The organism is Pseudomonas sp. GV105, from assembly GCF_003058185.1.
GTDB lineage: Bacteria > Pseudomonadota > Gammaproteobacteria > Pseudomonadales > Pseudomonadaceae > Aquipseudomonas > Aquipseudomonas veronii.
The window spans coordinates 12315-39114 of the sequence record NZ_QBUF01000014.1; the positions used below are offsets into that span (position 1 = coordinate 12315).

Annotated in this window: 18 protein-coding genes; 14 read left to right on the forward strand and 4 right to left on the reverse strand. The window is 64.5% G+C overall.

The annotated features are described in order from the left end of the window. The first annotated feature begins 2 nt into the window (after nt 1-2). From C8K66_RS24240 to C8K66_RS24260, 5 genes are all read left to right on the forward strand, one after another. Complete coding sequence (locus C8K66_RS24240) at nt 3-851, forward strand: ABC transporter permease (RefSeq protein ID WP_108526147.1); 849 nt, start codon at nt 3-5, stop codon at nt 849-851. A 72-nt stretch (nt 852-923) separates the two neighbouring features. Beyond that, nucleotides 924-1880 (forward strand): LysR family transcriptional regulator, encoded by a 957-nt coding sequence (locus tag C8K66_RS24245; RefSeq protein ID WP_057006033.1) that lies wholly within the window; start codon nt 924-926, stop codon nt 1878-1880. 107 nt (nt 1881-1987) lie between these two features. After that, nucleotides 1988-3523: an MFS transporter gene (locus C8K66_RS24250; RefSeq protein WP_046385128.1), complete on the forward strand. Its 1536-nt coding sequence runs from the start codon at nt 1988-1990 to the stop codon at nt 3521-3523. A 27-nt stretch (nt 3524-3550) separates the two neighbouring features. Beyond that, nucleotides 3551-4609: an HlyD family secretion protein gene (locus C8K66_RS24255; RefSeq protein ID WP_046385127.1), complete on the forward strand. Its 1059-nt coding sequence runs from the start codon at nt 3551-3553 to the stop codon at nt 4607-4609. Further along, nucleotides 4606-6051 (forward strand): efflux transporter outer membrane subunit, encoded by a 1446-nt coding sequence (locus C8K66_RS24260; protein ID WP_108526149.1) that lies wholly within the window; start codon nt 4606-4608, stop codon nt 6049-6051. Before C8K66_RS24255 ends, C8K66_RS24260 begins: the two co-directional genes overlap by 4 nt. Nucleotides 6052-6177: 126 nt before the next feature. Here the strand turns inward: C8K66_RS24260 and C8K66_RS24265 are convergent, their stop codons facing one another. Together C8K66_RS24265 and C8K66_RS24270 are read right to left on the reverse strand one after the other, a co-directional pair. Continuing rightward, complete coding sequence (locus tag C8K66_RS24265) at nt 6178-6882, reverse strand: DUF3142 domain-containing protein (protein WP_046385125.1); 705 nt, start codon at nt 6880-6882, stop codon at nt 6178-6180. Further along, nucleotides 6879-9047, reverse strand: a complete 2169-nt coding sequence (locus C8K66_RS24270; RefSeq protein ID WP_057006030.1) for a hypothetical protein — start codon at nt 9045-9047, stop codon at nt 6879-6881. Before C8K66_RS24270 ends, C8K66_RS24265 begins: the two co-directional genes overlap by 4 nt. Nucleotides 9048-9266: 219 nt before the next feature. Between C8K66_RS24270 and C8K66_RS24275 the strand changes: the two genes are divergently transcribed. Genes C8K66_RS24275 through C8K66_RS24290 form a run of 4 tightly spaced genes read left to right on the forward strand, consistent with a single transcriptional unit; the run spans nt 9267 to nt 13926 of the window. Then, nucleotides 9267-9983 (forward strand): efflux RND transporter periplasmic adaptor subunit, encoded by a 717-nt coding sequence (locus C8K66_RS24275; protein WP_231590069.1) that lies wholly within the window; start codon nt 9267-9269, stop codon nt 9981-9983. Then, the gene (locus C8K66_RS24280) at nt 9980-11299 is read left to right on the forward strand and encodes an efflux RND transporter periplasmic adaptor subunit (RefSeq protein ID WP_046385122.1); all 1320 of its coding nucleotides are present in this window, start codon (nt 9980-9982) and stop codon (nt 11297-11299) included. Before C8K66_RS24275 ends, C8K66_RS24280 begins: the two co-directional genes overlap by 4 nt. Beyond that, the gene (locus C8K66_RS24285; protein ID WP_046385121.1) at nt 11299-13395 is read left to right on the forward strand and encodes a biotin/lipoyl-binding protein; all 2097 of its coding nucleotides are present in this window, start codon (nt 11299-11301) and stop codon (nt 13393-13395) included. Before C8K66_RS24280 ends, C8K66_RS24285 begins: the two co-directional genes overlap by 1 nt. A 15-nt stretch (nt 13396-13410) precedes the next feature. Further along, nucleotides 13411-13926, forward strand: coding sequence for a GNAT family N-acetyltransferase (locus tag C8K66_RS24290; protein WP_046385120.1), 516 nt, complete (start codon nt 13411-13413; stop codon nt 13924-13926). Here C8K66_RS24290 and C8K66_RS24295 read toward each other — a convergent pair. Together C8K66_RS24295 and C8K66_RS24300 are read right to left on the reverse strand one after the other, a co-directional pair. Beyond that, nucleotides 13902-14210, reverse strand: coding sequence for a hypothetical protein (locus C8K66_RS24295; protein ID WP_046385119.1), 309 nt, complete (start codon nt 14208-14210; stop codon nt 13902-13904). The genes C8K66_RS24290 and C8K66_RS24295 overlap by 25 nt on opposite strands. Before the next feature lie 55 nt (nt 14211-14265). Next, the gene (locus C8K66_RS24300) at nt 14266-14853 is read right to left on the reverse strand and encodes a phage tail protein (RefSeq protein ID WP_046385118.1); all 588 of its coding nucleotides are present in this window, start codon (nt 14851-14853) and stop codon (nt 14266-14268) included. A 202-nt stretch (nt 14854-15055) separates the two neighbouring features. Between C8K66_RS24300 and C8K66_RS24305 the strand changes: the two genes are divergently transcribed. From C8K66_RS24305 to cysC, 5 genes are all read left to right on the forward strand, one after another. Continuing rightward, entirely contained in the window at nt 15056-16669 is a 1614-nt protein-coding gene (locus C8K66_RS24305) for a glycosyltransferase family 39 protein (protein WP_108526241.1), read from the forward strand. 118 nt (nt 16670-16787) lie between these two features. Next, nucleotides 16788-17621, forward strand: coding sequence for a sulfotransferase (locus C8K66_RS24310; RefSeq protein ID WP_017845533.1), 834 nt, complete (start codon nt 16788-16790; stop codon nt 17619-17621). A 138-nt stretch (nt 17622-17759) separates the two neighbouring features. Next, the gene (locus C8K66_RS24315; RefSeq protein ID WP_178087552.1) at nt 17760-24647 is read left to right on the forward strand and encodes an Ig-like domain-containing protein; all 6888 of its coding nucleotides are present in this window, start codon (nt 17760-17762) and stop codon (nt 24645-24647) included. Between the two features lie 40 nt (nt 24648-24687). Further along, nucleotides 24688-26202, forward strand: a complete 1515-nt coding sequence (locus C8K66_RS24320) for a TolC family protein (RefSeq protein ID WP_108526153.1) — start codon at nt 24688-24690, stop codon at nt 26200-26202. Then, nucleotides 26186-26773 (forward strand): adenylyl-sulfate kinase, encoded by a 588-nt coding sequence (cysC, locus tag C8K66_RS24325; protein ID WP_046385115.1) that lies wholly within the window; start codon nt 26186-26188, stop codon nt 26771-26773. The genes C8K66_RS24320 and cysC overlap by 17 nt, the downstream gene beginning before the upstream one ends. The last annotated feature ends 27 nt before the right edge of the window (nt 26774-26800 follow it).

Genomic DNA, 26800 nt, shown 5'->3' on the forward strand with positions numbered 1-26800 from the left:
CCATGCGCCAGGAATATGAAGTCACCCTCGAACCGCTGCTCAGCGTCCCCGTGGAGCGCGAGCTGCCCCTGCGCCAACGCTTGTGGCAACAAGGCTGGTTGCGCAAAGGGTTGATCCTGATCGTGCTCGCGATCCTCTGGGAAGCGGTTGCGCGCTACCAGAACAATGACCTATTGCTGCCGAGTTTCTTGCAGACGTTTCACGCGCTCTACGACGGGCTTCTGAGTGGCGAGCTGCTGAGCAAAGTCAGCATTTCGTTGGTGGTGCTGATCAAGGGTTACCTGATCGGCATTGTGCTGGCATTTGCCCTGACCACACTGGCGGTGTCGACCCAACTGGGCCGCGACCTGCTCAGCACCCTGACCTCGATGTTCAACCCGCTGCCGGCGATTGCGCTGTTGCCGCTGGCACTCTTGTGGTTTGGCCTGGGCCAGAACAGCCTGATTTTCGTGCTGGTGCATTCGGTATTGTGGGCGTTGGCGCTCAACACCTATTCGGGGTTTCTCGGCGTGTCCGAAACCCTGCGCATGGCCGGTCGCAACTACGGGTTGAAGGGCATGCGCTTCGTGCTGTTCATCCTGATCCCGGCGGCACTGCCGTCGATCCTCGCCGGCCTGAAAATCGGCTGGGCATTTGCCTGGCGCACGCTGATTGCCGCCGAGCTGGTGTTCGGCGCCACCAGCGGTAAAGGTGGCTTGGGCTGGTACATCTTCCAGAACCGCAATGAGCTGTACACCGATAAGGTTTTTGCCGGGCTGGCGGTGGTGATCCTGATCGGCTTGCTGGTGGAGAACCTGGTATTCGACACGTTCGAGCGGCTCACCGTGAAGCGTTGGGGCATGCAGCGTTGATGCTGTAGCCCCACGCGACATCCCTGTTACGATTGCGCCCAGTTCACTCCCTATCGATCACGAGTGCTTGGCATGCAACTACCGGACATGAACCTGCTGGTCGCTCTCGACGCATTGCTCGACGAGGGCAGCGTGGTCGGTGCTGCGCGGCGGATGAACCTCAGCCCGGCGGCGATGAGCCGCACCCTCACGCGTATTCGCGAGGCGGTGGGTGACCCGATCCTGGTACGCGCCGGGCGTGGCCTGGTGCCGACGCCCAAGGCGCTGGCGTTGCAGGGCCAGGTGCGCAGCGTAGTGGAACAGGCGGCGCTGCTGTTCCGTTCGGCGGATCAGGTCGACCTGAGCACCCTGCGCCGGCGCTTCAGCGTGCGGGCCAACGACTTTTTCATCGGTGTGTATGGCGGTCGTCTGTTCGACACCCTGGAGCGTTCGGCACCGTTATGCGAGCTGTGCTTCGTGCCCGAAGGCGATACCGACGACGAAGCGCTGCGCGAAGGGCGCCTGGACTTGCGGGTGAGCAATACCCTGCCCGCCAGTCCCGAAGTCAAGGTGCAGAACCTGTTCTCCACCACCTTCGTCGGGCTCGCGCGGGAAGATCATCCCTTGTTCGATGAGGAGATCACCGCCGCACGGTTCGCCAGCTATTCCCACATCAGCATCTCGCGACGCGGCATCGCCCGAGGGCCGATCGACACTGCGCTCAATGCCCTGGGCCTGGAGCGCCACGTGGCAATGATCGCCCCGGGTTTTCACGGCGCGATGTTCATGTTGCCCGACTCCGACCTGTTACTGCCGGTGCCCAAGGAAGCGCTCTACAGCGTCAATCGCTTGAAGTTGCCGTTGCGTGTGTTCCCGTTGCCGATTTCCCTGCCGACCCTGGTCCTGGCCCAATTCTGGCACCCGCGTTTCGACAAGGACCCGGCCCACAAATGGCTGCGCGAAACCCTGCGCGAGAGTTGCCACGCCACCTGGTTGGAAGCCCAGCCTGCCCAGGCTTTAAGCGTGCATGATCAAGGGTGGAAGGGGTGAGCCCAGGATTGCGTCCGGCGCACTTATAACCTTCCGATAAGTAACTTTTTGTCATGAATGTGCCCAATTAAACTGCTCGGGTATTTCTCATCCCGAGTTACCTGTTCATGACGTCCCTCGCTGCCCCGGCCCCCCTGGCCGCGGCCAAACCCACTGCCCCGAGCCCGCCCGTGTTCGGCCCGCGTATCATCGTTGGCCTGGTCGGCGTTTTGCTCGCGGTGTTGGTGTCCGGTCTCAACGAAATGGTCACCAAGGTCGCCCTCGCCGATATCCGTGGCGCGCTGTACATCGGTTTTGACGAAGGCACCTGGCTGGTCGCGGCCTACACGGCCACTTCCGTAGCGGCCATGGCGTTTGCGCCCTGGTGTTCGGTGACGTTTTCTCTGCGCCGTTTCACCCTGTGCGCCATCGGCCTGTTCACCGTGCTCGGCATCCTGTGTCCGTTTGCGCCGAACTACGAAAGCCTGCTGCTGTTGCGCACTGTGCAAGGCCTGGCGGGCGGCGCGTTGCCGCCGATGCTGATGACCGTGGCGCTGCGTTTTCTGCCGGCCAACGTCAAACTGTATGGCCTGGCCGGCTACGCGCTCACGGCCACCTTCGGGCCGAGTCTGGGTACGCCGCTGGCGGCGTTGTGGACCGAATACGTCGGCTGGCAATGGGCGTTCTGGCAGATCGTCGGGCCGTGCCTGCTGGCAATGGCCGCCGTGGCTTACGGCCTGCCACAAGACCCGCTGCGGCTGGAGCGCTTCAAGCAGTTCAACTGGCGCGGCCTGCTGCTGGGTTTTCCGGCGATCTGCATGCTGGTGATCGGCCTGTTGCAGGGCAACCGCCTGGACTGGTTCGAGTCGGGCCTGATCACCGGCTTGCTGGGCGGCGGCGCATTGTTGCTGGTGCTGTTCATGTTCAATGAATGGTCGCACCCGATGCCGTTTTTCAATTTGCAGATGCTTGGCCTGCGTAACTTAGCGTTTGCCCTGATCGTGCTCGCGGGGGTGTTGATAGTGCTGACCTCAGTGATCATCATCCCGTCGAGTTTCCTTGCCCAGATTCAGGGTTACCGGCCGCTGCAAACCGCGCCGCTGATGTTGCTGATGGCGCTGCCGCAATTGATCGCGCTGCCGCTGGTGGCGGCGATGTGCAACCTGCGTTGGGTCGATTGCCGTTGGGTGCTGGGGATCGGGCTGGGCCTGTTGGCGCTGTCTTGCATCGGCAGTGTGCACCTGACGTCGGCGTGGGTGCGCGACGATTTCTATGGCCTGTATCTGCTGCAAATCTTCGGCCAACCCATGGCCGTGTTGCCGCTGCTGATGCTCTCCACGGGCAGCATCCAACCGGCGGACGGGCCGTTCGCTTCGGCCTGGTTCAACACCGTCAAGGGGTTGGCCGCCGTGATCGCCACCGCCGTTCTCGATGTGTTGACCACCCGGCGCCTGCATTTCCACTCGACTGTGCTGGTCGACCGCCTGGGCAACTCGCCACTGGCCGACAGCGACGCGCCAGGCCTGGCCCAGCGCCTGCACGCGCAGGCCGTGGTACTCACTTCCTCGGATCTCTATTACGTCATGGCGGTTGTCGCGGCGACGTTGATCCTGCTGATTTTCTGGATGCCCACGCGGATTTTTCCGCCCCGCGCGCCGACTTGATTGCTCACCGAGCCCTAAGGACTTTCCATGAAACGCAAAGACAAAATGGCTGTCTCCGCCATCGCTGTGTTCGCCGTCGGCGTGCTGCTGTACCAGGCTGTGCCGGGTCTGCTGGGCAGCCAGCGCCAGACCACCAATGACGCCTTCGTCGCCGCCGACTTCACCCTGGTCGCACCCCGTGTGGCCGGGTTTATCAAGGAGGTGTTGGTGGAAGACAACCAGCGCGTCAAGGCCGGCCAGTTGTTGGCGCTGATCGACGACCGCGATTTTCGCGCCGCCGCCCAGGCTGCCGATGCGGATATGTTGGTGGCCCAGGCTCAACTGAAAAACGCCACCGCCACCCTTGAGCGCCAAAGCTCGGTGATCACCCAGGCCCAGGCCACGGTGGCGGCAGAGCGCGCCGAAGTCGCCTTCGCCGAACACGAACTGAACCGCTACAACCACCTCGCCGGTGTCGGTGCGGGCACTGTGCAGAACGCCCAGCAAGCCAGGACGCGCATCGACCAGGCCACCGCGCGCCTGACCAATGCCACGGCGGTGCTGGCGGCCGAGCGCAAGCAGGTGGAGATCCTCAGCGCCTTGCGCGACGCCGCCGCCGGTGGACTCAAGCGCGCCCAGGCCGCTCTGGAAATGGCCAGCTATCAGTTGTCCTATACGCGCATCGTCGCGCCGCTGGATGGCATGGTCGGCGAACGCGCGGTGCGGGTCGGGGCCTACGTCACGCCGGGCAGCAAAATCCTCGCGGTGGTGCCGTTGGCCGAGGCATACGTGGTCGCTAACTTCCAGGAAACCCAGCTTCTCCATATGCATGCCGGCCAGGCCGTGCAGGTGCGCGTCGACAGCCTCGACGGCGAGTTGCTCGACGGTCACCTCGAAAGCCTGGCACCCGCGACCGGGGTGACGTTCTCCGCGGTCAAACCGGACAATGCCACCGGCAACTTCACCAAGGTGGTGCAGCGCATTCCGGTGAAGATCGTCCTCGAACCCCACCAAGCGCTGACCGAACGCCTGCGCGTCGGCATGTCGGTGGAAGCCAGCGTCGACACCCGGTCCGTCGCGCAACAGCGTGAGGTGGCCCAGCAATGAGACAGGTCGCCTGGCTTACCTTGAGCCTCATCAGCCTGACCGCCTGCAGCGTCGGCCCGGATTTTCAGCGGCCACAAGGCCTGCCCATGGCGCAATGGGCCGAACCCCAGGGCCGTCAGGCGGCCAGTCGCGCGGTCAGCGATGCGCTGCAAGAGCGCTGGTGGGACGTGTTCCATGACGAGCAACTGTCGGCCCTCACCCGTCGCGCCCTCACCGATAACCTGGACCTGAAACTGGCCAGCAGCCGCCTGCAACAAAGCCGCGCCATGCGCCAGGTGATCACCGCCGAACGTTACCCCAATGTCGATGCCACGGGTGGCTCTCAACGCAAACGCAACAGCGGCAAAGGCTTGAGCGACCCTTCCGGCGAAAATGGCCGCTCGGCATTCAGCCAATGGGACATGGGCTTCTCCGCCTCCTGGGAGCTGGACTTCTGGGGCCGCGTCAAGCGCGAAACCGAGGCCGCCGACGCCACCCTGCACGTCGCCGAAAACGACCGCCGCGCCGTGTTGCTGTCGGTGCTGGCCGAGACCGCCCAGGACTACATCCAACTGCGCGGCGTGCAGAACACCCGCGCCGTCACCGAACAAAACCTTGCCGTCGCCCGCCGCAGCCTCTCACTGTCGCAACTTCGCCTGGCTGACGGTGTAGCGACGGACCTGGACGTGGCTGAAGCCGCCGCCCAGGTTGCGGCCATCGAAGCGCGCCTGCCGGATTTGCAGCAACGCCAGGACCAGTTGATCAACGCTCTCAGCCTGCTGATGGGCGAACCGCCGCAAGCCCTGCATGCGCAACTGTCCAGGGACGCGGCCGTGCCGCAGACCCCGCGTCAGGTTGCCATCGGCCTGCCTTCGCAACTCGCCGAACGCCGCCCCGATATCCGCCAGGCCGAAGCGCGCCTGCACGCCGCCACCGCCAGCATCGGCGTGGCCCGGGGCGACTTCTATCCGCGCATCACCCTGTCCGGCAGTCTCGGCTCCCAGGCCATGCAACTGTCGGACTTCGGCTCCTGGGGCTCCCGCGCATTTGCCTTCGGCCCGCAATTCAGCCTGCCGCTGTTCAACGGCGGGCGCTTGCAAGGCATGTTGAACCTGCGCGAAGCCCAGCAGCAGGAAGCCGCGCTGGCCTACCAACACACCGTGCTGCGTGCCTGGCATGAAATCGACGATCAACTGACCCGCTACAACACCAGCCAACTGCGCCGCGACAGCCTCGCCGAAGCGGTGCGCCAGAACCAGATCGCCCTGTCCACCGCGCAACACCAGTACGTCGAAGGCGTGGTGGATTTCGTCAACGTACTCACCGTGCAAAGCGCGCTGCTGACCACGCAAGAGCAGTGGGTGGAAAGCTCTACCGGCGTGTCGTTGGCGATGGTGGGGTTGTATAAAGCGCTGGGCGGCGGCTGGGAGTCGGTCTACCCGTTGACGGACGTTCGACGCTGAAATGGGAAAATCTTCTCGTCATTTCCTGCGAGGCGAAGATTTAGAAAGGGGTCGAGGTTAGCCCGGGCCTCCGTTGGAGCAAAGACGCATGGCTTCTTGCATATTTTAATTGGGCGTCAGGATTGATCAGGGGTTGCGCAAAAACACCACATACCCGCGAAACCACTCACTCCCCTTCAAATACCCCGGCGCCGTCCATTCCCCGCCCTGGATCAAGCCGATCTTGAACGGCAGCCCCAGCCGATTCATCCGTGGCAGATACGCGGCGTAATCCGGGATGCTCTGGCGCCCCTGATACGTCTGCACCACCACCTCATCCACCACGCCGTTGAGCCGGGCGATGGCGGTTGGGTCGGCGTTGCTGCTCCAGTCCATCAGGCCGGTGATGCTCAGGCGCAGGTCGGCGGGCAGGCGCTGGCGCAGGTCGCGCAGGAAGTCGGCGTATTCGTGCAGGTACTGGGTGCGGGCGTCGAAGTCGATCTGGATGCCGATCACCGGGTTGCCGGCGTCGCGCCAGCGTTGTACCTGGCCGAGCAGTTGGGTGTAGACGCGGTCCGGCCAGCGCAGGGTGTGGGCGCGGTAGACCAGCCAGATGTCGCCCTGGGTGATGCGCGGCACGCTTATGCCCTGGGCGATCAATTGCACGCCGCGTTGGGGGGCGCGGCGGGTGGCGTTGATCTGGCCCTGGAGGATGTACAGGGTGTTTGCCTGCTTGAGCACCGGCTGCGGCGTGACCCCGCTCCACAGCCAGAAGGCGTCATAGTCGCGGGCGTCGACCGCGCCGAAAGCCGGGCTTGCCAGCAACAGCAAGCCGAGCCACAGCGGTTTCACCAGTAGTACTGCAGGGATTTGCCCCACTGCGTGTCGGCAAAGCCCGTCTTGAGTTGACGGAACCAGGCCTTGCGCACGGCCGGTGCGACGTCTTCGCCGCCGCAGCTGTTATAGCCGGCGGGCGCGTAGCAGTTGATGGCGCGGAACAGCGCGTAGGCTTTGTCGGTTTTCGGCGCCTTGGGGTTGCCGATCACCTGTTGGTAGCCGTCGAGCCGCGAGAAGGTGTCACCCTTGAAGTCCGATGGCGTGCTGCCCAGGCTGCCGGCGGCGCGTGCCTGTTCAAGGGGCATGCCGTCGAGGTTGTTGCGCAGGATGAACTCGCCGAAGCAGTTCAGGCCTTGTGGGTTTTTCGCGTCGTTCTGCAAGGTCGCGGCGGTTTGCGCAATGCTCGGGCAGGCGTAGCCGGATTCAGCTTTTTCGCCGTTCCACTGGAACAGTTTCAACGTCTGGCTGGCGCTGTAGACATAACCCAGGCTGGTGCCCAGCTTGTCGTCCGGGACCGACGCCGGCAGTTGCTTGAGGTCGTCGTCGAAGGTGGCGAACTGGCCGCGCAGCAGGTCTTTATAGAGCAGCACGAATTGGGCGGTCTGGCGCTCCAGCGGGTCATGGGCCTGGGCGATCTGTTGGCGCAGCAAGTCCGGCCCGGCGATGTGGCGCAGCAGGATGTAGCGCACCTGTTTGGCGCTGATCGGCGAATCGGCGGCGAACACCTTGGCCAACTGGCCGCTGCGTTCGTAATTCATCGCCAGTGCCAGCTCCAACTGGTCGCGTTGCAACGGTTGCTTGGCCAGCGGCAGCAGTTGCAGCCACAGGGTTTCGGCGGCTTTCCAGTCTTGCTTGGCTTCCAGGGCCAGGCCGCGCAGGGTCTGTTGGCTGAAGGCGAAGTAATCCGGGTTCGACGGCACGTCCTGGGGCAGGTGTTTCAACGCGTTGTCGGGCTGATGCTCGACGTACAGGGCATACGCCGCTTGCAGGTAGTCGAACAGCGCCGGCGTGTCGGCAAACACGGCTTTTTGCTGATCGAGATCGGCGCGGCTGAGGGCCGGCGGCGTGTGAGCGCGCATCCGCATCAGGTCGCTGACGAGCAGGATCATCGGGTTCTGGACTGCCTTGCCGTTGACCATCAGCAGCTTGACGTCGGCTTCGGCCACCAGCTCATCCACGGACACATTGCGCTGGGCGTCGGTGGCCTGGGTCAGTTGCCAGGCATAGGCCTCGGCGAGCTTGGCTTGATCGTCCGCCAACCAATACACCCGGCGCAGCAGGCCACGGGCGGAGGCGACGTAATCACCCTGTGGATAAGTCTTCAGGTAACCGAGGAAGCCTTCTTCGGCGTCGCTCAGGGCGGACTTATCCACATGCTCGAGTTGCGGCATGCCGTATTCGTCGAAGGCGTTGGCCTGCGCCTGGTTCAGTGACGTCCGCGCGGTCATGTACAGCGCGGTTTCCTTCAGCCAGGGCACATTGCTGGTGCTGGCGCCGGCGAAACCGCGCTCGGCGTCGCTGAAACGGCCGCTATAGAAGTCGGCGGCGGCCTGCAGATAAGTGCGGAACAATTGGCCTTCGCTGGATTGGATCTGCTGTGCATCCAGCACTTGGCCTTCCCAAGAACAGGCCGTGAGCAATTGCAAACGCGCCTTCACCAGTAGCTCGCGTTCGGCTGCCGGCATGTCGGCCTTGAGCACCTGGCGGATAAACGCGGTGGCGCTGTCATCGTCGTTGCTGCGGCAGCGGCTGCCTTCGCCATTCAGGAAGTCAGCCCCCGCCGATTTGTATTCGTCGCGCTTGATGCCCAAAGGCTGGAGCAGGGTGTCGAGTTCGGCGCTGGGCGAGGTGTGCGATGTGTTATCCGCTTCGGCCGGCGCGGCGGCGATCGGCACCAGGCGGTACACCGGGAACGGCACCGGACCGAAGCCTTGGGACAGGTCGTCCTCGCTCAAGGCGTTCGGTGCCAGGGGCGCGGCTTTTTTGTCGGCCAGTAACAGGCGCAGGTTGGTTCGGCTGTCATTGCCGGGGCTCAGGAACGGCAGGTTGTTGCAGGTGTCCAGGCTGTCCCGCGAGACCCTCCAGTCGGGGTAGCACGAGTCGTCGGAGCTGGCGAGTGCCGGCAGGGAGAGACCGGCGAGCAGGGCCAGTGCCAGGGGTGACAGAAAACCAATGTGCATGACGTGTCCTTGATCCTGAGTCCTTGGAGGTCGGCAATCATAACGTGATCCGGCGAAGGCTTCGGCAAAGGCCTACAAAAAATGCTGATTTGTCTGACTGGGGGTAGTGGCAATTTAACTCCGCTGCCCTAGACTGCGCACATCGTCAGGGAGGTCGAATGTATGAAGCAGTTATGTAGATCGGTACTGGGATTTTCCTGCTTGGTGAGCCTGGCGCCGATGGTCATGGCGGACGATCCGCTGTTGGACCACGCGCCCGCAGCGGCCGTCAGCGCCGACAGCGAAGCCCGTGGTGTATTGCGCGCCCGTGACCAGGCGATGCTTGCCAGTGAATTGTCGGGGCGGATTGTCGAACTGCCGTTCAGCGAGGGCGAGTCGTTCAAGAAAGGCGACACCCTGGCGCGTTTCGATTGCTCGGCCTACCAGGCCCAACTCAATGCCGCCTCGGCCGCCAGCCGTGGCGCTGGCGAAGAACTGGCCCACAACAAACAACTGGCGGCGCTGAATTCGGTCGGCCGGTTCGAAGTGGCCCGCGCCGAAGCCAAACTCACCGAAACCCAGGCCCAGTCCCAGGTCTATCAGGTGCAGGTCAAGCGCTGCAGCGTGCTGGCGCCGTATGACGGCCAGGTGGTGCAGCGCAAAGTCCAACGTTATGAAAGCGTCTCGGCCGGCGCGCCGCTGCTGGAAATCGTCGACAACCGCAGCCTGGAGATCCACCTGCTGGTGCCGTCGCGCTGGATGGGCAAACTCAAGCCCGGGCAGACGTTCAGCTTCACCCCCGACGAAACCGGCCAGGCATTCAACGCCACCGTCAAACGCCTTGGCGCGCGCATCGACGAAGGCAGCCAGACCCTGTTGCTGGTCGCGACCTTGCCCAATGCCAGTGGGTTGATGGCCGGCATGAGCGGCACCGCGCACTTTGCACAACTGCAATGAACGCACCGATGACGGGCAATGCCGAGCGGGTATTCGCGCAGTTTCTCGAATTGGAACGCCAGACCCGCGCCGCCCACAGCACTGAGCAATTGGCCTACAGCCTGGTCAACGATGGGCAACCGCTGTTCGGCTATCGCCATGCGGCGCTGTTGATCGCCGGCAAGGTGCGGGCGGTGACGGCGGTGAGCAGCGTCGACCCGAACGCGCCGTTCGTGGCCTTCGTCGAGCAGGCCGTGGCCCAACTGCACAAACACGGGCTGGGCCAGACCGCCCGGGAAGTGCCGGCCGCGCAATTGAGCGCGCAACTGCAGGCCGACTGGCAGAGCCTGTCCGCCGGCCATGTGTTCTGGTTGCCCTTGATCGACCCGCAAGGCCGAGTGTTCGGCGGTGTGTGGCTGGCGCGGGATACGCCCTGGAACCCGGCCGAGCAGGTGCTGCTGGCGCAGTTGGGCGACACCTACAGCCACGCTTGGCGTGCGCTGCAACCGCGCCAGCCGTGGCGCCTGCGCCTGACCCGCAAACGCCAGGTGCTGGTGGTGGTCGCGTTGCTGCTGATGCTGCTGATTCCGGTGCGCCAATCGGTACTGGCGCCCGCCGAAGTGGTGCCGTTGGCCGGCCAGGTGGTAGCGGCGCCGCTGGATGGGGTGATCGCCGAGTTCCTGGTCAAGCCCAACCAGACGGTGAAAACCGGCGACCTGCTGCTGCGCTTCGAAAGCACCACCCTCACGGCCCAGGCCGATGTGGCAGCGCGTGCCCTGGGCGTGGCCGAAGCGGAGCTCAAGGCTAATTCCCAGCGCGCCTTTGCCGATGCCGAATCGAGTTCGCGTATCGACCTGCTCGCGGCCCGGGTCGAGCAAAAACGCGCCGAGCGCGACTATGCCCGCGAACTGCTCAAGCGCAGCGAAGTACGCGCCGAGCGTGACGGTATCGCGGTGTTTGCCGACGCCGAACGCTGGACCGGCAAACCGGTACAGACCGGCGAGCGTCTGCTGCAGATCGCCGATCCCGGCCAGGCAGAGTTGCGCATCGAACTGGCGGTGGGCGATGCCATCGCATTGGCGCCCGACGCCCAGGTTGCGCTGTTCCTCGACAGCGACCCGTTGCAGCGCCACCTCGCCACCTTGCAACGCGCCGCCTACGAGGCGCAGCCCACGCCCGGCGGGCAACTCGCCTATCGCCTCGATGCGCGCTTCGATGAGGCACCGCCACGCATCGGCCTGCGCGGCACGGCGAAGCTCTTCGGTGAGCGCGCGCCCCTGGCCCTGTACCTGTTGCGTCGGCCATTGGCCGGCTTGCGCCAGAGCGTTGGGCTCTGATGAACCTGCCCCCACTGCGCGAAGACCTGCAACTGTCCAGCGCCGGCGCGGCCCTGGACGGCTCGCCGCGCTGGACCCTGGCCGACCCGGTGCGCGGGCGTTACTTCAAGCTCGGCGCCACCGCCATTCGGCTGCTGCGCCACTGGTCCTTGGGCGACCCGCAACACGTCCTGCAAGCCGCCAACCGTGAGCCGGGCCTGCCCCTGGGCGCCAGTGAAGTGGATGAGCTGCTGAGTTTCCTGCGCGCCCATGACCTGATCGCCGCGCTGGACCCGCAGCAACGTGCCAGTTACGCCTACAAGGCCGCCGCTCGTAAGCAAAGCCTGTGGCAAATCCTGCTGCATCAATATTTGTTCTTCCGCATCCCGCTGTGGCGCCCGGACGCGTTCCTCAACCGCGCCTGGCCGTGGCTGGCGCGCTTCGGGCCGGGGCTGTTGCGCTACGGCTTGCCGCTGACCCTGGGCCTGGGCGTGTTTCTGGTGGCGCGGGACTGGCAGCGTTTTCTGGCGACGTTCCCGCACCTGTTCAGCCTCGGCGGTGCCCTGGCGTTTGGCGTGGCGCTGTTCTTCGCCAAGCTGTGCCATGAATTCGGCCATGCCTTCATGGCCAAGCGCGCCGGGTGCCGCGTGCAAAGCATGGGCGTGGCGTTCATGGTGTTGCTGCCGATGTTCTACACCGATGTGAGTGACGCCTGGCGGGTCAATGATCGGCGTGCGCGATTGCTGATCGGCGCCGGTGGGGTGATGGCCGAGTTGTTGCTGGCCTGCGTGGCCTTGCTGGCCTGGTCGCTGCTGCCGGACGGCGCGGCGCGCACGGCGGCGTTCATGTTGGCCAGTGCGACGTGGCTGACCACCCTGGCGATCAACCTCAACCCGTTCATGCGTTTCGATGGTTATTTTTTGATCAGCGACTTGTGGGGCGTCGACAACCTGCAAGGTCGCGCCTTCGCCCTTTGCCGCTGGCGCCTGCGCGAGTGGTTGTTCGGCTATGGCGAACCGGCGCCGGAACCCTGGGCGCCGAACATGCAACGGCGCCTGCTGTGGTGGGGTTACCTGGCCTGGTTGTGGCGGGCGGCGCTGTTCCTGGGGATTGCCCTGGCGGTGTATCACCTGTTCTTCAAGCTGCTGGGGATCTTCCTGATGCTGGTGGAACTGGTGTGGTTCATCTGCCTGCCGATCTTCAAGGAGTGGCGCGAATGGTGGAGTCGCCGCAGCCAGGCCCATGCGCCGCGGGTGCTGCTCAGCGGCCTGGGCCTGCTGTTGATCGTGCTGGCTCTGGTGGTGCCGTGGCGCAGTGCCGTGGAGTTGCCGAGCATGCTCGAGGCCGGGCGCGCCAGTGCCTTGCACGCGCCGGTGGCGGCGCGGGTGAAACAGTTGCGGGTGGTGGATGGGCAAGTCGTGACCCAGGGCCAGGTGCTGATCGAATTGGAATCGCCGGATTTGGATGCGCGGCAAAGCATCGTGCGCCGCGAAGTGGAGATCCTGCAGTTGCAGATGCGTCGCCAGGCCGGACGCAGTGAAACCGCGGCCGACGCCGGGATCAACGATCAGCGCCTGTCCCAGGCCCTGGCCGAATACCGCGGGCTTGCCGCCCAGCGCGAACGCCTGCTGTTGCGTGCGCCCCATGCCGGCACCGTGCGCGACGTGCTGCCGCAGTTGAGCGTGGGCCGCTGGCTGTCGCCTAAAGACGCGCTGGCGCGAGTGGTCGAGGAGGGCGCGCGCCTGCGCGGGTATCTGGCGGAAGCCGAGCTGTGGCGGGTGACGCCTGGGGCGAGCGGGCGCTTTATCGCCGATGACCCGATGCGCGCCGCCATCCCGGTGGTGCTGACCGATATCGATGCCAACGGCGTGGCCTATCTGGACCAGGAAGCCCTGACCTCCGACCACCACGGGCCGATTGCCGTGCGCCGCGACGAAAACCAGCGCCCGGCGCCAGTGCAGGCGCAGTACGGCGTGCGGTTGCGCAGTGCGCAACCGATCGCCACCCCCCATCAACCGCTGCGCGGCGTGGTGGTGTTGCAAGGGCGCAGCGAGTCGGTGCTGGGCGTGGCCTGGCGTCGAGCGGCGGCCTTGGGCGTGCGGGAAAGCGGATTCTGACAGGAGTGCAAAGGCATGTTGAACAAGGACGGCGCTTTGGCGCAGGGCCTGGTGGTGCGCCCGTCACGGCCCACCGACGGGCCATTTCTGCAAAGCCTCTACCGCTCGGCGCGTGCCGATTTGCAGTGGATCGACGGTGAGCAGGGGCTGGTCGAGGCGGTGATCGCGCAACAGTTTCAAGTGCAGGAAAACGGCATGGGCGAGCATTTTCCCGGGGCCTTGCATTATGTGATCGAAAAACTCGACACGCCCATTGGCGCCCTGAGTGCCGATTTCGGCCCGAATGAAATCCGTGTGCTGTACCTGGCGTTTATCCCCGCTGCCCGAGGCCAGGGTTTTGGCCGCGCGGTACTGCACGGCGTGCAACGGGCCGCGCAGCAGGTGTGTTGCCCGGTGGCCACGGTGGTGTGGGCGAGCAACCCCCATGCGCGCCAGCATTACCTGGCGCTGGGGTTTCGGTTGGAGGAAGAGACGCCCGCCGCGCAGCGGCTGGTGTGGTACCCGTCTCAGTTGAACACGATGCAGAAATAACCGCGGGCGTTGTCGCGGCCCATGGCGGGTTCGCGGGACACAAACACCTGCTCCAGGCAGGTCTGCGCCAGCGGCAAACGGCAGAGGCCGTCGACGAAATCCGTCGGCTCCAGGCTGTCGAGCAACACGCTGAAGGCCGTGCGCGGGCTGCCCGGTACGCTGGCTTTGGGCGCATCAGTCACCTGTTGGATCTGGATCGGCAGCGCCGACCCATCCGGCAGGTACAACACACTCGTGCGCGCAAGCAGAGGGCGAAAGTGCTCGGGGGTGACCAGGTTCAACATACATCGGCTCCGTGTCAGAGAGGCCGAGGCCCAAGTGCCCCGGCCCGGGTGCGGGTCAGTCGCGTGACGGGAAGACCCCGTTCAGGGCAATGCTGAAGTTGATCACCAGGAACGGGTTCATCGTGTCCATGGGCAACCCTTGGCCGGCCAAGGCCAGCGTGCCGGTCAAGCTCGTGCTGACGCCTTTGAGCGGTACCGGGCTGGCGCCCTGCTGGTCGGAAAAGATCGAGGCACTGCCCGGCCCGCCGCCGGAGGCGCCGATAAACGCGTTGGCGGCGCTCGGCGCTGTAAGCGGGTTGCTGGCGGTGGCGGCCAGTTGCACCGCCGCGCTGACTGCCAGCGCCGCCGTGCTATGGGTGTGCGTGGGTAGGTTGGCCTGGGTGGCCATCACACTTTCGACGCCGTCGACGTCGCCGATCAACCGCTGCGACAGGCCCGGGCCATTGCCTTGGCCGATGGGCAGGCGACCTTGCAGGTCAGGCAGCTTGAAGGTTTGCGTGCCGTCCCCGCCATATGTCGTGCCGATCAGCGCGTACAGCGCCTGGTATTGGCTGATGGGCAGGAGCTGGCCGGCGCAGAAGGCCCAGTTTCTTGGGGCGAAATTAAAGGCGAAAGGTTGGATGGTGCCGATGAATACTTCCATGAATCGTTCATCCTTGTGTGAGCTGTTCAAGGGGATATAAAGCCAGTCGATCCGGCTTCATCGCAGAGCGTAGACGCAGGTTTTGAGCGCTGCCTGCCGGTTGCGAAACAACGAGCGAATCCGGGGCTTTTGTCCTAGAGTGGCGCTTGTTTGCGCATGCGCAGGTTTGGCCCTGGAAATGGGCAGTGGCGGGGGAATCGGGGTGCGACGGTCTGTGGTAGAGCAAGACGACAAAGTTGGGGTGATTTCTGCTGTCAATCGCCTCGCAAAGGCCCGTGACGGTGGCAATTGGTTGCGCCAGTTATGGTGGGTGCCGATTCTGGCGCTGGCGCTGGCCGTGCGTTTTTATGGCCTGACGGCCGCGGCGATCTGGGGCGACGAAGGCTCGAGCCTGCTGCTCAGCCAATATGCGGCGACCGACCTGTGGTTTCACGCCGCCCACGATGTGCATCCGCCGTTGTATTTCTTCTTGCTGCGCGGCTGGATCGAGCTGTTCGGCGACGGCATCTGGTCGATTCGCAGCATGAGTGCGATTCCCGGTGTGGTCGTGGTGGGCCTGGGCATCTGCCTTGCGCGGCAGTTGTCCACCCTTCGTGCCGCCGTGCTGGCGGGTGTGCTGCTGGCGCTGTTTCCCAGCGCGGTGCGCTACAGCCAGGAAGTGCGTATGTACTCGCTGCTCGGCGTGTGGCTGCTGGGCGCGACGCTGGCGTTGGTGTATTGGGTGCGCCACCCCGAGCGCACGCGCTACCTGCTGGGGTATGGGCTGCTGATGGCCGCCGGTTTCTATACCCATTACTTCACCGCGTTGTGTGTGTTGGTGCATTGGGCCTGGCTGGGCCTGTTGAGTGCGTCCCAGCCCCCCGGTCGGCGCTTGATCACGCGTCCGGCCTGGTGGGTGGCCAACGTCGCGATCGTGCTGGTGTACCTGCCTTGGCTGCCGAACCTGGTGGGCCTGGTGCAGCATGTCGAACAGCTCAAGGTCGGCGGCGACATCGGCTGGGAAGAGCCGATCAACCTGTTCTCCGTGCCGTCGATGATCTGGCAGTTCATGTTGCAGGACGAGGGTCTTGGCTTATCGCCTGTGCTGTTCTGGTCATTCCCGCTGCTGCTGGTGGCCGTGGTCGGCGTCTGCGCCTGGCGCGATCAGACGCGCTACCGGTCGGCCGGTCTGTTGGCGCTGTTTTTCTTGCTGCCGTTGCTACTGGTGTACGGGGTGTCGTTTATCTCGTCGGTGTTTATCGAGCGTTACCTCACCGTCTATGCCCTGGCTTTGCCGATCATCCTGGCGCTGGCCATCGACCGCCTGCCCGGACGTCTTTCATGGCTGGGCGCGGCATTGTTCGTGCTGTGCGTCGGTGTGGAACTGCTGGGGGTGAAGAACAATGCCACCGTGGATGTGGATGATCAGTTCAACGTGCCGGTGGAGTTCGTCAATCGCAACTACCAGGAAGGTGACCGCATCGTCCTCAGCGACATGCTGTGGTACCTCAGCTACGTGTATTACGACCGGACCGACGCCCAATTGCAGCTTTACACCCCGCCCAAACCGGATGGCACGCCGACGCGGCCGAACTCCTATGGTTTTGGCACGCTGGTGGATCAGGACGGCGGGCGTATTTACCTCGACCGTTTGTCGGCATTACCGGCCGATACCCAGCGTGTCTGGCTGATCAGCAGCAACGAAGCACCGGACGATTTTGCGCCGCTACCGGACGGATGGCGTGAAAAAATGCAGCAGGACGGGGGCGGTGCCAGGGCGCGATTATTCGTGCTATGCCTCGGCCCAGAGCCTTCGCAGCCAGAGGCCTGCCGCTAATATCCATTTGGAATGAAGGGAATATCAAAACAGTGGCATTTGACCACTAGTGAACTTTGTAATCATCAGTTACGATTCGTATACAAATGGATTTTTGTCCTACAAAAGTGGTGAAGGGATGCAGTATCACTTTATCTCCGGTTTGCCCCGCTCCGGTTCGACGCTGCTGTCTGCGATCCTCTTGCAGAACCCGCGCTTTCACGCTGGCATGAGCAGCCCCGTGGGCACTCTGTTCAACGGCGTGCTGGGGCAATGCAGTGCTGGCAGCGAGTTCGGCTCGGTCATCGATGCCAACACCCGGCGCCGCTTGCTGCGCGGGTTGTTCGATGCCTATTACGCCGACCGCGCCCCTGTGCCGGTGGTGTTCGACACCAATCGCCAATGGTGCGCCCGCATGCCGGCGCTGCACGACCTGTTCCCCCAGGCCAAGGTGATCGCCTGCGTGCGTAATGTGGCGTGGATCATGGACAGCCTCGAGCGTGTGTACCGCGCCAACCCCTTCGAAAACACCAAGCTGTTCAACGACGACGTCGAGCGCAACACCGTCTACAGCCGTGTCGAAACCCTTGGCCAGCGCAATCGCCTGGTGGGGTACGCCTGGTCGGCGCTCAAAGAGGCGTACTACGGCGAACATGCCGACTCGATGCTGGTGGTCGACTACGACTTGCTCTCTCAGGCCCCCGAGCGGGTCATGCGGCTGGTCTACGAATTTATCGGCGAGCCCTGGTTCGAGCACGATTTCGAGCACCTGAGCTACGACGCGCCGGACTTCGACGACGCCCTCGGCGTGAGCGGTTTGCATCGGGTCAAGCCGAAGGTGGAACTGCAGCCCCGGCGGACCATCCTGCCGCCCGATCTCTTCGAGCAGTTCGCGCATATGTCTTTTTGGCGTGATGGCACTTCCAGCGCCGCCAATGTGATCCGTACCAAAGCCGATGCCGCGATCAGTTGATTGCGGTTTTTTTCATTGCGCAAATCAGCATTCGACCGACGGGTGAGCAGCATGTGGTGGAACAACCTTAAGGCACGGCCAGCAACAACCAATGCCAGCACCCTGGCGACGCCGATGATTATGTCCCTGGAACCGCGCATGCTGTTCGACGGCGCAGTGGCCGCCACCGTGGCCGATGCGGCCCAGGCCGGCAGCCACGCCACCGCAGATGCTGCGGCCAAGGCGCCGACGACCACCGAACACGCCGCCACCGGTAGCGAAAGCCACGCGCAGTCCGACGCGCCCGCCACCCCCGCACCGGTTGCCGTGCCGGGGCAGAGCGTGGTGTTTGTCGATGCCCGCGTGAAGGATTCCGCCGAGCTGCTCAAAGGCGTCGCACCCGGCACCCAAGTGGTGCAACTGGATGCGAGCAAGGACGGCCTGCAGCAGATCGCCGATTACCTGGGCAGCCATCAGGGCGTCAGCTCGGTGCAGATCATCGCCCACGGCAATGCCGGTGATCTGTGGCTGGGCAGTACCTATTTGTCTGCCGACAACGTCGCGGCCCGCAGCGAAGTGCTGGCGCAGATCGGTCAGGACATGAACGTGGGCGGCGATATCCTGATCTACGCCTGCAACACCGCCGCTGGCGACAAAGGCATCAACTTTGTCGACTCCCTGGCGCAACTGACCGGGCGCGATGTTGCCGCGTCCACCAACCGCACCGGCCTGGGCGGCGACTGGACCCTGGAAGTCGCCACCGGCTCCATCGAAAGTCATACGGCGTTGTCGTACCAGGCGATGTCGGCGTATCAGTACGGCCTGGCGACCATTACCGTGACCAGCAACGCTGACAGTGGCGTCGGTTCACTGCGTTCGGCCCTGAGCAGCGCGGTGGCGGGTGATATCGTCACCTTCAACTCCAGCATGACGGTCAACCTGAATTCGCAACTGGTCATCAGCAAGAACCTGACCGTCGAGGGCGACCTGAACCTCGATGGCGTTGCTGATGTGACCCTCAGCGGGCAGCACAAGACCCAGGTGCTCAAGGTTAACAGCGGTGTCACCGCGACCTTGGACGGCTTGGTTATCACCCAGGGTCTAGCGGCTGGCAACGGCGGCAATGGCAGCGCCAATAGCAGCGGTGCCACCGCAGCCAATTTGTTGGGGGCGGGGATAAGTAACTTCGGTGTCCTGACCCTGAATAATGTCAGCGTGACAGCGAACGCGGCCTCAGGCGGCGGCGGTGGTGGTGGCGCGGGCGTTGGTAATGCCAGCGGTGGCGGTGGTGGTGGCGGCGCGTTGGGCGGCGGCATCGGCGGGACTGGCGGCAACTCCGGGGCCAACCTGTACGCCGGTATCGCAGGTTCAACCAACCTTGGGGGGGCAGGCGGGGGCGCCTACACCATGGGCGGTCGCGGTGGTTCGAGCGTCGGTGGCGCCGGCTCGACCGGTGTCGGGGGTTATACCAACGGCTCCGCGGGTGGCACAGCGAGCTCTGGCGCCTTGTCGATCGGCGGCGGCGGGGGTGGTTCCGGCTGGGATGGTGCCGGTGGCAAGGGCGGCGGAGCGGCTGGCGGTATCTACAACGCCAGCGGCGCCACCCTGACCATCGTCGGCACCAGCTCGATTACCGGTAACATCGGTGCCGGCGGCGGCGGCGGTGGCGGTTCGGCTACCGGCAGCGGCACTACTCTGAATGGCGGTGACGGTGGCCTGGGTGTCGGTGCCATCTGGAACAAAGGCACGGTATTGATCACGGCGGCCAACTTCGCGGCGCTGGGCGGTTCGGCCAACACCGGTGCCAGTGGTAACGGAGGCTTGGCCACCAACGCCTCGGCGGGCAGCAAACCCACAGCAGTCAACGGTCTGTTCAACGATATCGGCGGAACGGCGAACACCGCTTACAGTCCGGCCCCGGTCGCGACCATCGTGGTCAGCAACACCGCGCAGCACATCGGCAGCACCTCGCAGGTGACCATTACCTTCAACCAGGCCGTGACCGGCTTTACCAGCGCCGATCTGACGATCAGCAACGGTACCCTGGGCACCCTGACTACCAGCGACAACATCACCTACACCGCGACCTTTACGCCGAGCGCGAGCGTGACCAGCGCCACCAACCAGATTGTCCTCGACAATACCGGCGTCACCGCCACGTCGACGGGGACACCAGGGACCGGCACCACCTCGTCCAACAGCTTCAGCATCGATACCGTGCGCCCAACCGCGACCGTTACGGTCGTTGCGCCGACGTTGAGCACCACGGTCAACTCGACGGTGAACATTACCTTCAGCGAAGCGGTGAGCGGTTTCAGCCTTACTGACATGTCGGCGTCCAACGGCACCCTGAGCAACCTGACCACCAGTGACAATATCCACTGGACCGCGACCCTGACACCAAGCGCCAGCAACAGCAGCAGCGGCAATGTCGTTACCCTGGACAACACCCTCTATACCGATACCGCGACCAACGCCGGTACCGGCACGACCACGTCCAACACCTATGCGATCGACACGGTGCTGCCGACCTCGACCATTGTGGTGTCCGATACCGCACTGAGTATCAGCGGTAACACGTCCCTGGTGACCATCACCTTCAGCGAGGCGGTCACCGGGCTCACCGTCGGCGCCTTCACGGTCGCCGACGGCGTCCTGAGCAACTTGGGCAGCAACGACGGTGGTCTCACGTGGACCGCAACCCTGACTGCGACCCCTGGGGCCTCCCATACCGGCAATGTCATCACCCTGAACAACACCGCGGTCAGTGATGGCGCGGGCAACGCCGGCAGTGGCACCACCAATTCCAACACCTATGCGGTCGACACCGCGCGGCCGAACGCGACTGTCGTGTTCGCCAACACCAACCTGGGCATCGGCCAGACCTCGCTGGTGACCATCACCTTCAGTGAAGCCGTGACCGGTTTCACCAACGCCGACCTGATAGTGTCCAATGGCACCCTGAGCGCGGTCAGCAGCAACGACGGTGGTACCACCTGGACCGCCACCTTTACCCCGACGGCGAGTATCGTCAGCGCGAGCAACCACATCACCTTGGACAACTCCGGGGTCCAGGACGTGGCGGGCAACGCCGGCAGCGGCACTACCACGTCGAACAACGTGGCCATCGACGGCGTGCGTCCGACCGCGACCCTGGTGGTTGCGAGCAACTCCCTGGGCATTGGCCAGACCTCGCTGGTGACCATTACCTTCTCGGAAGCCGTGGTCGGTTTCTCCAATGTCGACCTGACGGTGTCCAATGGCACCCTGAGTGCGGTGAGCAGCAACGACGGTGGCATCACCTGGACCGCGACCTTCACGCCGAGTGCGAACCTCACCGACACCACCAACGTCATCACCCTGGACAACACCGCCTACAGCGACACCAGCGGCAACACCGGCACCGGCACCAGCGACTCCAATAACTACGTCATCGACACCGTGCGTCCCACCGCGACCATCGTGGTCGCCGACCCGGCGCTGACCGCTGGCGAAACGTCGCTGGTGACGATCACCTTCAGCGAAGCCGTGACCGGCTTCACCCTCGCCGACCTGACGGCAAGCCACGGCAGCCTGAGCAGCCTGAGCAGCGCCGACGGCGGCATCACCTGGACCGCGACCTTCACCCCAGGAACGAACACCAACAGCGCGAGCAACGTGATCACCCTGGCCAACACCGGCATCGCCGACCTGTCCGGCAACGCAGGCGCGAGCACCACCAACTCGGCGAATTACACCGTCGATACGGTGTTGCCTTCGGCGACCATCGTGGTGGCCAACCCGACTCTGAAAATCGGTGACTCCTCCCAAGTGATGATTACGTTCAACGAGGCCGTGACCGGTTTCAGCAATGCCGACCTGACGATCACCAATGGCACCTTGAGCGCGGTCAGCAGCAGCGACGGCGGCATTACCTGGGGCGCGACGTTCACCCCGAGCAGCGCGATCAGCGACGCCACCAACCTGATCACCCTGGACAACAGCGGTGTCCAGGCGGCGGTGTCGGGTAATGTCGGCGTCGGCACCAGCAATTCCAATAACTACGCCATCGACACCCAACGTCCGACCGCGACGGTGGTGGTGAACAACGACCACCTGGGGATCGGCGGCTCGTCGCTGGTGACCATCACTTTCAGCGAAGCAGTGACCGGGTTCAGCCTGGCCGATCTGACCACCGACAATGGCACCCTGAGCAGCCTGAGCACCAGCGACAACATCACCTATACCGCGACGTTGACGCCTGTGGCAGGCGTCTCTCAGAACAACAATCACATTGTCCTGGATAACACCGGCGTGGTCGACGGCGTCGGTAACGTCGGGTCTGGCACCACGTCGTCCAACGCCTATATGATCGACAGCCAGCGGCCAACGGCGACCATCGTGATGGCCGACCCTGTGTTGAGTGCCGGCGAAACTTCCCTGGTCACGGTCACGTTCTCGGAAGCCGTCAGCGGTTTTGACAACAGCGACCTGAACGCACCCAACGGCACCCTCTCGACAGTCAGCAGCGCGGATGGCGGCGTCACCTGGACGGCGACTTTCACACCGACCGGCAACGTCCGCGACACCACCAACCTGATCAGCCTGAACAACGCCGGCTACACCGACCTGGCCGGCAACGCCGGCAGCGGTGTCACCAACTCGGGCAACTTCACCATCGACACGGTGCAGCCGAGCGCAACCATCGTCGTCGCCGACAATGCCCTGAAAATCGGCGACACCTCGCTGGTCACCATTACCTTCTCCGAAGCGGTCAGCGGTTTTACCAACGCCGACCTGACGATCGCCAACGGCACGCTGACCGCCGTCAGCAGCAACGACGGCGGCGTGACGTGGAGAGCCACCTTCACGCCGAGCAGCGCGATCAGCGACACCAGCAACGTGATCACCCTGGACAACAGCGGTGTGCAAAACGGCTCCGGCAACAGCGGCAGCGGCACCACCGATTCGAACAACTACGCCGTCGACACCGTGCGCCCAACGGCCACCATCGTGGTCGCGAACCCGGCCCTCGGCGTGGGTGACAGCTCAGCGGTGGTGATCACCTTCTCGGAGGCGGTAACCGGGCTCAGCAACGCCGATCTGACGATCAACAACGGCACTTTGAGCACCGTGAGCAGCGCGGACGGCGGCGTGACCTGGACCGCGACGTTCACCCCGACGTCCGGCATCACCGACACCAGCAACGTGATCACCCTGGACAACACCGGCATCGCCGACCTGGCGGGCAACAGCGACAGCGGCACCACCGACTCGAACAACTACACCATCGACAGCCAGCGGCCAACGGCGACCATCGTGATGGCCGACCCTGTATTGAGTGCCGGCGAAACCTCCTTGGTCACGGTCACGTTCTCGGAAGCCGTCAGCGGTTTTGACAACAGCGACCTGAACGTCGCCCATGGCACCCTGAGCGCGGTCAGCAGCAGCGACGGCGGCATCACCTGGACGGCTCTCTTCACACCGGCGGCGGGTATCCGCGCCGCGAGCAACGTGATCACCCTGGCCAATACCGGCATTGCCGACCTGGCCGGCAACGCCGGTACGGGAACGACCGACTCGGCCAACTACAGCATCGACACCGTGCTGCCGACGGCGACTATCGTGGTCGGCGACACCGCCCTCAAGGCCGGCGAGACCGCCCCGGTGACCATCACCTTCTCCGAGGCTGTCAGCGGTTTCACCCTGGCCGACCTGAGCGTGGCCAACGGCGTGCTGAGCAACCTGGGCTCCAGCGACGGCGGCGTGACCTGGACCGCGACCCTGACGCCGACGGCCGACGTGACCGACACCAGCAACCTGATCAGCCTGGACAACAGCGGCGTACAGACCGCCGCCGGCAACGCGGGCAGCGGCAGCACCGATTCGAACAACTATGCGATTGATACCCAGCGCCCGACCGCGACCATTTCGGTGGCCAACGGCACCCTGGGCATCGGCCAGACCACCACCGTCACCATCGGCTTCAGCGAGGCCGTCAGCGGTTTCGATCTGTCTGACCTGAGCGTGGCCAACGGCGTGCTGTCCAACCTGGCCAGCAACGATGGCGGCAAAACCTGGACCGCCACCCTGACCCCGACGGCGGCGATTACCGATGCGACCAACGTGATCGTGCTGGACGCCGGCCAGGTCAACGATGCTGCCGGTAACGCCGGCAGCGGCATTGCGATTTCGAACAACTTTGTGATCGATGGCGAACGCCCGACGGCGACCATCACCATTGCCAACCCGAACCTGACCGTCGGCCAGACCACCACCGTCACGTTTACCTTCAGTGAAAAAGTCAGCGGCTTCGCGCTGGATGACCTCAGCGTGGCCAATGGCACCTTGTCCAACCTGGCCAGCAACGACGGCGGCAAAACCTGGACCGCGACCCTCACACCGACGGCCAACCTCAACGACCCGAGCAACTTCATCACCCTCGACACCGGCCTGGTGAATGACATGACGGGCAACGCCGGCAGCGGTTATGCCAATTCCAACAACTACGCGATCAACACCATTGCCCTGACCGGCGACCCGCTGTTCCGCGTCACCGAGCCGGCACCGCCACCCGGCGCGCCGGATGTGCCGCTGCAACCGATCGTGTTTGGCCGGCCCGTGGGCGACCTGGGTTCACCCATTGGCTTCCCGGCGTTGTTCGAACAGCGCGAGATGGGCGCGGGCTTGCCGCCTATCGGTAACATCTTCATTCGCAACGGTGCCTTGGCGCCCAGCTTCATTGCCCAGGTGTTCAACAGCGACAGTGGCGCGACCGGCGGCGCGCAGGGCTTCCTCGGTTTTGGCGGCGGCGATGGCGGGGTGTTTGGTTCAAGCACCTTGTCGGGGTTGTTCAATCGCGAGAGTGGCGGCGGGGACAGTGGCCTCAAGGCGTTCGACAGCCGAGCGATCCAGGGCGGCGGTGACGCAGCGCAAGGCCTGCGGGGCGTGTTCGGCGCCCCGACCCTGGGCCAGCAATTGCAGCAGATCAAAGACGTGGAACAGCGTCAGGTGATTGACCTGGCGAAGGCATTGCAACAGGTCGGCATCAGCGAAATGCAGGCCTGACACACTTAAATCAAGGCGCAGTAACAGGGGCAGTCCAAGGATGAATACAGTTCATAAGTTGTTCGGCGCCAGCGTGCTGGCGCTGGCGATCAGCGGTTGTGCGGTCACCAGCGAGCCGATTGAGCGCAGTGTCAGTGAGCAGCGAGCCCGCAGCGACCTGCACGGTATGTACACGGATCAGGAGCCATTGAACGGCCCGTTGACACTGCACCAGGCCATGGCCCGGGCGGTTAAATACAACCTCGAAGGGCGCTTGAAGATCATGGAGGAGGCGCTGGCCAAGCGCCAACTCGACCTCGCCAGTTTCGACATGCTGCCGCGCATGGCGTTGTCCGCCGGTTACGCCGGGCGCAACAACACCAACGCCTCCAGCAGCCAGAGTGTTCGCACCGGCACCCAGTCCCTGGAACCGTCGACATCCCAGGACCGCGACCGTCGCGTGGCCGACCTGACCATGGTGTGGAACGTCCTCGACTTTGGCGTCAGCTACATCAGTGCCAAACAGCAAGGCGACCAACGCCTGATCGTCCAGGAGCGGCGCCGCAAGGTGATCAACACCATCGTCCAGGACGTGCGCTCGGCCTATTGGCGGGCGGTCGCGGCCGAACGCCTGCTGACCCAGATCGACAGCCTGATGGCGCGGGTCGACCAGGCCCAGAGCAACAGCCAAAGCATGAGCGAGCAGCGTATCGGCGACCCGATCCAGGCCCTGGGCTACCAGCGCTCGCTGATCGAAGCCACGCGCCAATTGCAGGAACAGCGCCGCGCGCTCTCCCTGGCCAAGACTGAACTGTCGACCCTGATCAACCTGCCCATGGGCACCGACCTCAAGCTGGCCACGCCGGACGACTACGCCGTGCCGCAGCTCAAGGTCAACTTCGCCAGCCTGGAACAGGAAGCCCTGGCCAACCGCCCTGAACTGCGCGAGCAGGACTACCAGACCCGCATCAGCGCCGCCGAAACCCGCAAGGCCATGCTGCGCCTGCTGCCGGGCCTGGAATTCTCGGCCGGTGGGCATTACGACAGCAACTCGTTCCTGGTGGACAACCGCTGGGCCGACTACGGCGCCAAGGTCACCTGGAACCTGTTCAACGTGCTCTCCGCCCCGGCGGCCATCGACGTCGCCAAGGCCGGCGAAGAAGTCGCCACCGCACGGCGCCAGGCCATGTCCATCGCGGTGCTGGCGCAACTCTACGTCGCCAACGCGAACTTCCAGGACGCCGTGCGCCAGTTCAAGACCAACGAACAGCTGGCCGACATCGACGGGCAGATCCTCACCCAACTGCGCAACCGTCACCAAGCCGCAGGCCTAGGCGAACTGGACCTGATCCAGGGCGAACTCAATACCCTGCAAGCCGACCTGCGCCGCGACCTGGCCTACGCCGACCTGCGCAACGCCTACGGCCAGATCTTCGCCAGCGCCGGGCTCGACCCGTTGCCGGAGCAGGTCGATTCCGACCGCGTGCAGTCCATCGCCACCGCTCTGGCCGGCCGCGAATCGGCATGGGCCGCCGGCAACATCGCCGCCCCGGTGCCCCGTGCCGCCGTCAAGTAACCTGGTGGCACCGACCGCGAGCATCACGCGTGCCCAGCGTGAGGCTCGCAACGGTCATCGCGGCGTGGCGATCCTGCTGACTGGCCTGCCGGCGTCGGGTAAATCGACCCTGGCCCAAGGGCTGCAGGCGGCGTTGTTCGAACAAGGCCGACACAGCATCGTGCTCGACGGCGATGCCTTGCGTGGCGGCTTGAACAAAGACCTGGGGTTTGCCGACGGCGACCGCCTGGAAAACATCCGCCGCGCCGCCGAACTGGCGGCGTTGCTGGTGGACAACGGGCAAATCGTGATCCTGGCGCTGATCGCGCCGTTGGTCGAATTACGCGCGGTACTCGCCGAACGCCTGGGCGCGGACTATCGGGAAGTGTGGTGCAACGCCGCACTGGACATCTGCGAACGCCGCGACCCCAAAGGCCACTACGCCCGCGCCCGACGCGGCGAACTGCCGGGGTTCACCGGCATCGGCTCACCCTACGAACCGCCGCCGCAAGCCGCCCTGGTCCTGGAGACCGGCCAGCTATCCGTGCAGCAATGCGTCGCACAACTGCAGGCCTGGTTGCAAACCCTGTAGCGCAAGCTCGCGCCTGCCGTGGGTGAG

Excerpts from the sequence above, each read along its gene's own strand:
- C8K66_RS24295 (WP_046385119.1), bottom strand. The coding sequence starts at position 14,210 with ATGTTGAACCTGGTCACCCCCGAGCACTTTCGCCCTCTGCTTGCGCGC.
- C8K66_RS24290 (WP_046385120.1), top strand. The coding sequence starts at position 13,411 with ATGTTGAACAAGGACGGCGCTTTGGCGCAGGGCCTGGTGGTGCGCCCG.
- C8K66_RS24315 (WP_178087552.1), top strand. The coding sequence starts at position 17,760 with ATGCTGTTCGACGGCGCAGTGGCCGCCACCGTGGCCGATGCGGCCCAG.
- C8K66_RS24245 (WP_057006033.1), top strand. The coding sequence starts at position 924 with ATGCAACTACCGGACATGAACCTGCTGGTCGCTCTCGACGCATTGCTC.
- C8K66_RS24275 (WP_231590069.1), top strand. The coding sequence starts at position 9,267 with ATGGTCATGGCGGACGATCCGCTGTTGGACCACGCGCCCGCAGCGGCC.
- C8K66_RS24240 (WP_108526147.1), top strand. The coding sequence starts at position 3 with ATGCGCCAGGAATATGAAGTCACCCTCGAACCGCTGCTCAGCGTCCCC.
- C8K66_RS24250 (WP_046385128.1), top strand. The coding sequence starts at position 1,988 with ATGACGTCCCTCGCTGCCCCGGCCCCCCTGGCCGCGGCCAAACCCACT.
- C8K66_RS24260 (WP_108526149.1), top strand. The coding sequence starts at position 4,606 with ATGAGACAGGTCGCCTGGCTTACCTTGAGCCTCATCAGCCTGACCGCC.
- C8K66_RS24280 (WP_046385122.1), top strand. The coding sequence starts at position 9,980 with ATGAACGCACCGATGACGGGCAATGCCGAGCGGGTATTCGCGCAGTTT.
- C8K66_RS24285 (WP_046385121.1), top strand. The coding sequence starts at position 11,299 with ATGAACCTGCCCCCACTGCGCGAAGACCTGCAACTGTCCAGCGCCGGC.
- C8K66_RS24270 (WP_057006030.1), bottom strand. The coding sequence starts at position 9,047 with ATGCACATTGGTTTTCTGTCACCCCTGGCACTGGCCCTGCTCGCCGGT.
- C8K66_RS24310 (WP_017845533.1), top strand. The coding sequence starts at position 16,788 with ATGCAGTATCACTTTATCTCCGGTTTGCCCCGCTCCGGTTCGACGCTG.
- C8K66_RS24300 (WP_046385118.1), bottom strand. The coding sequence starts at position 14,853 with ATGGAAGTATTCATCGGCACCATCCAACCTTTCGCCTTTAATTTCGCC.
- C8K66_RS24320 (WP_108526153.1), top strand. The coding sequence starts at position 24,688 with ATGAATACAGTTCATAAGTTGTTCGGCGCCAGCGTGCTGGCGCTGGCG.
- C8K66_RS24255 (WP_046385127.1), top strand. The coding sequence starts at position 3,551 with ATGAAACGCAAAGACAAAATGGCTGTCTCCGCCATCGCTGTGTTCGCC.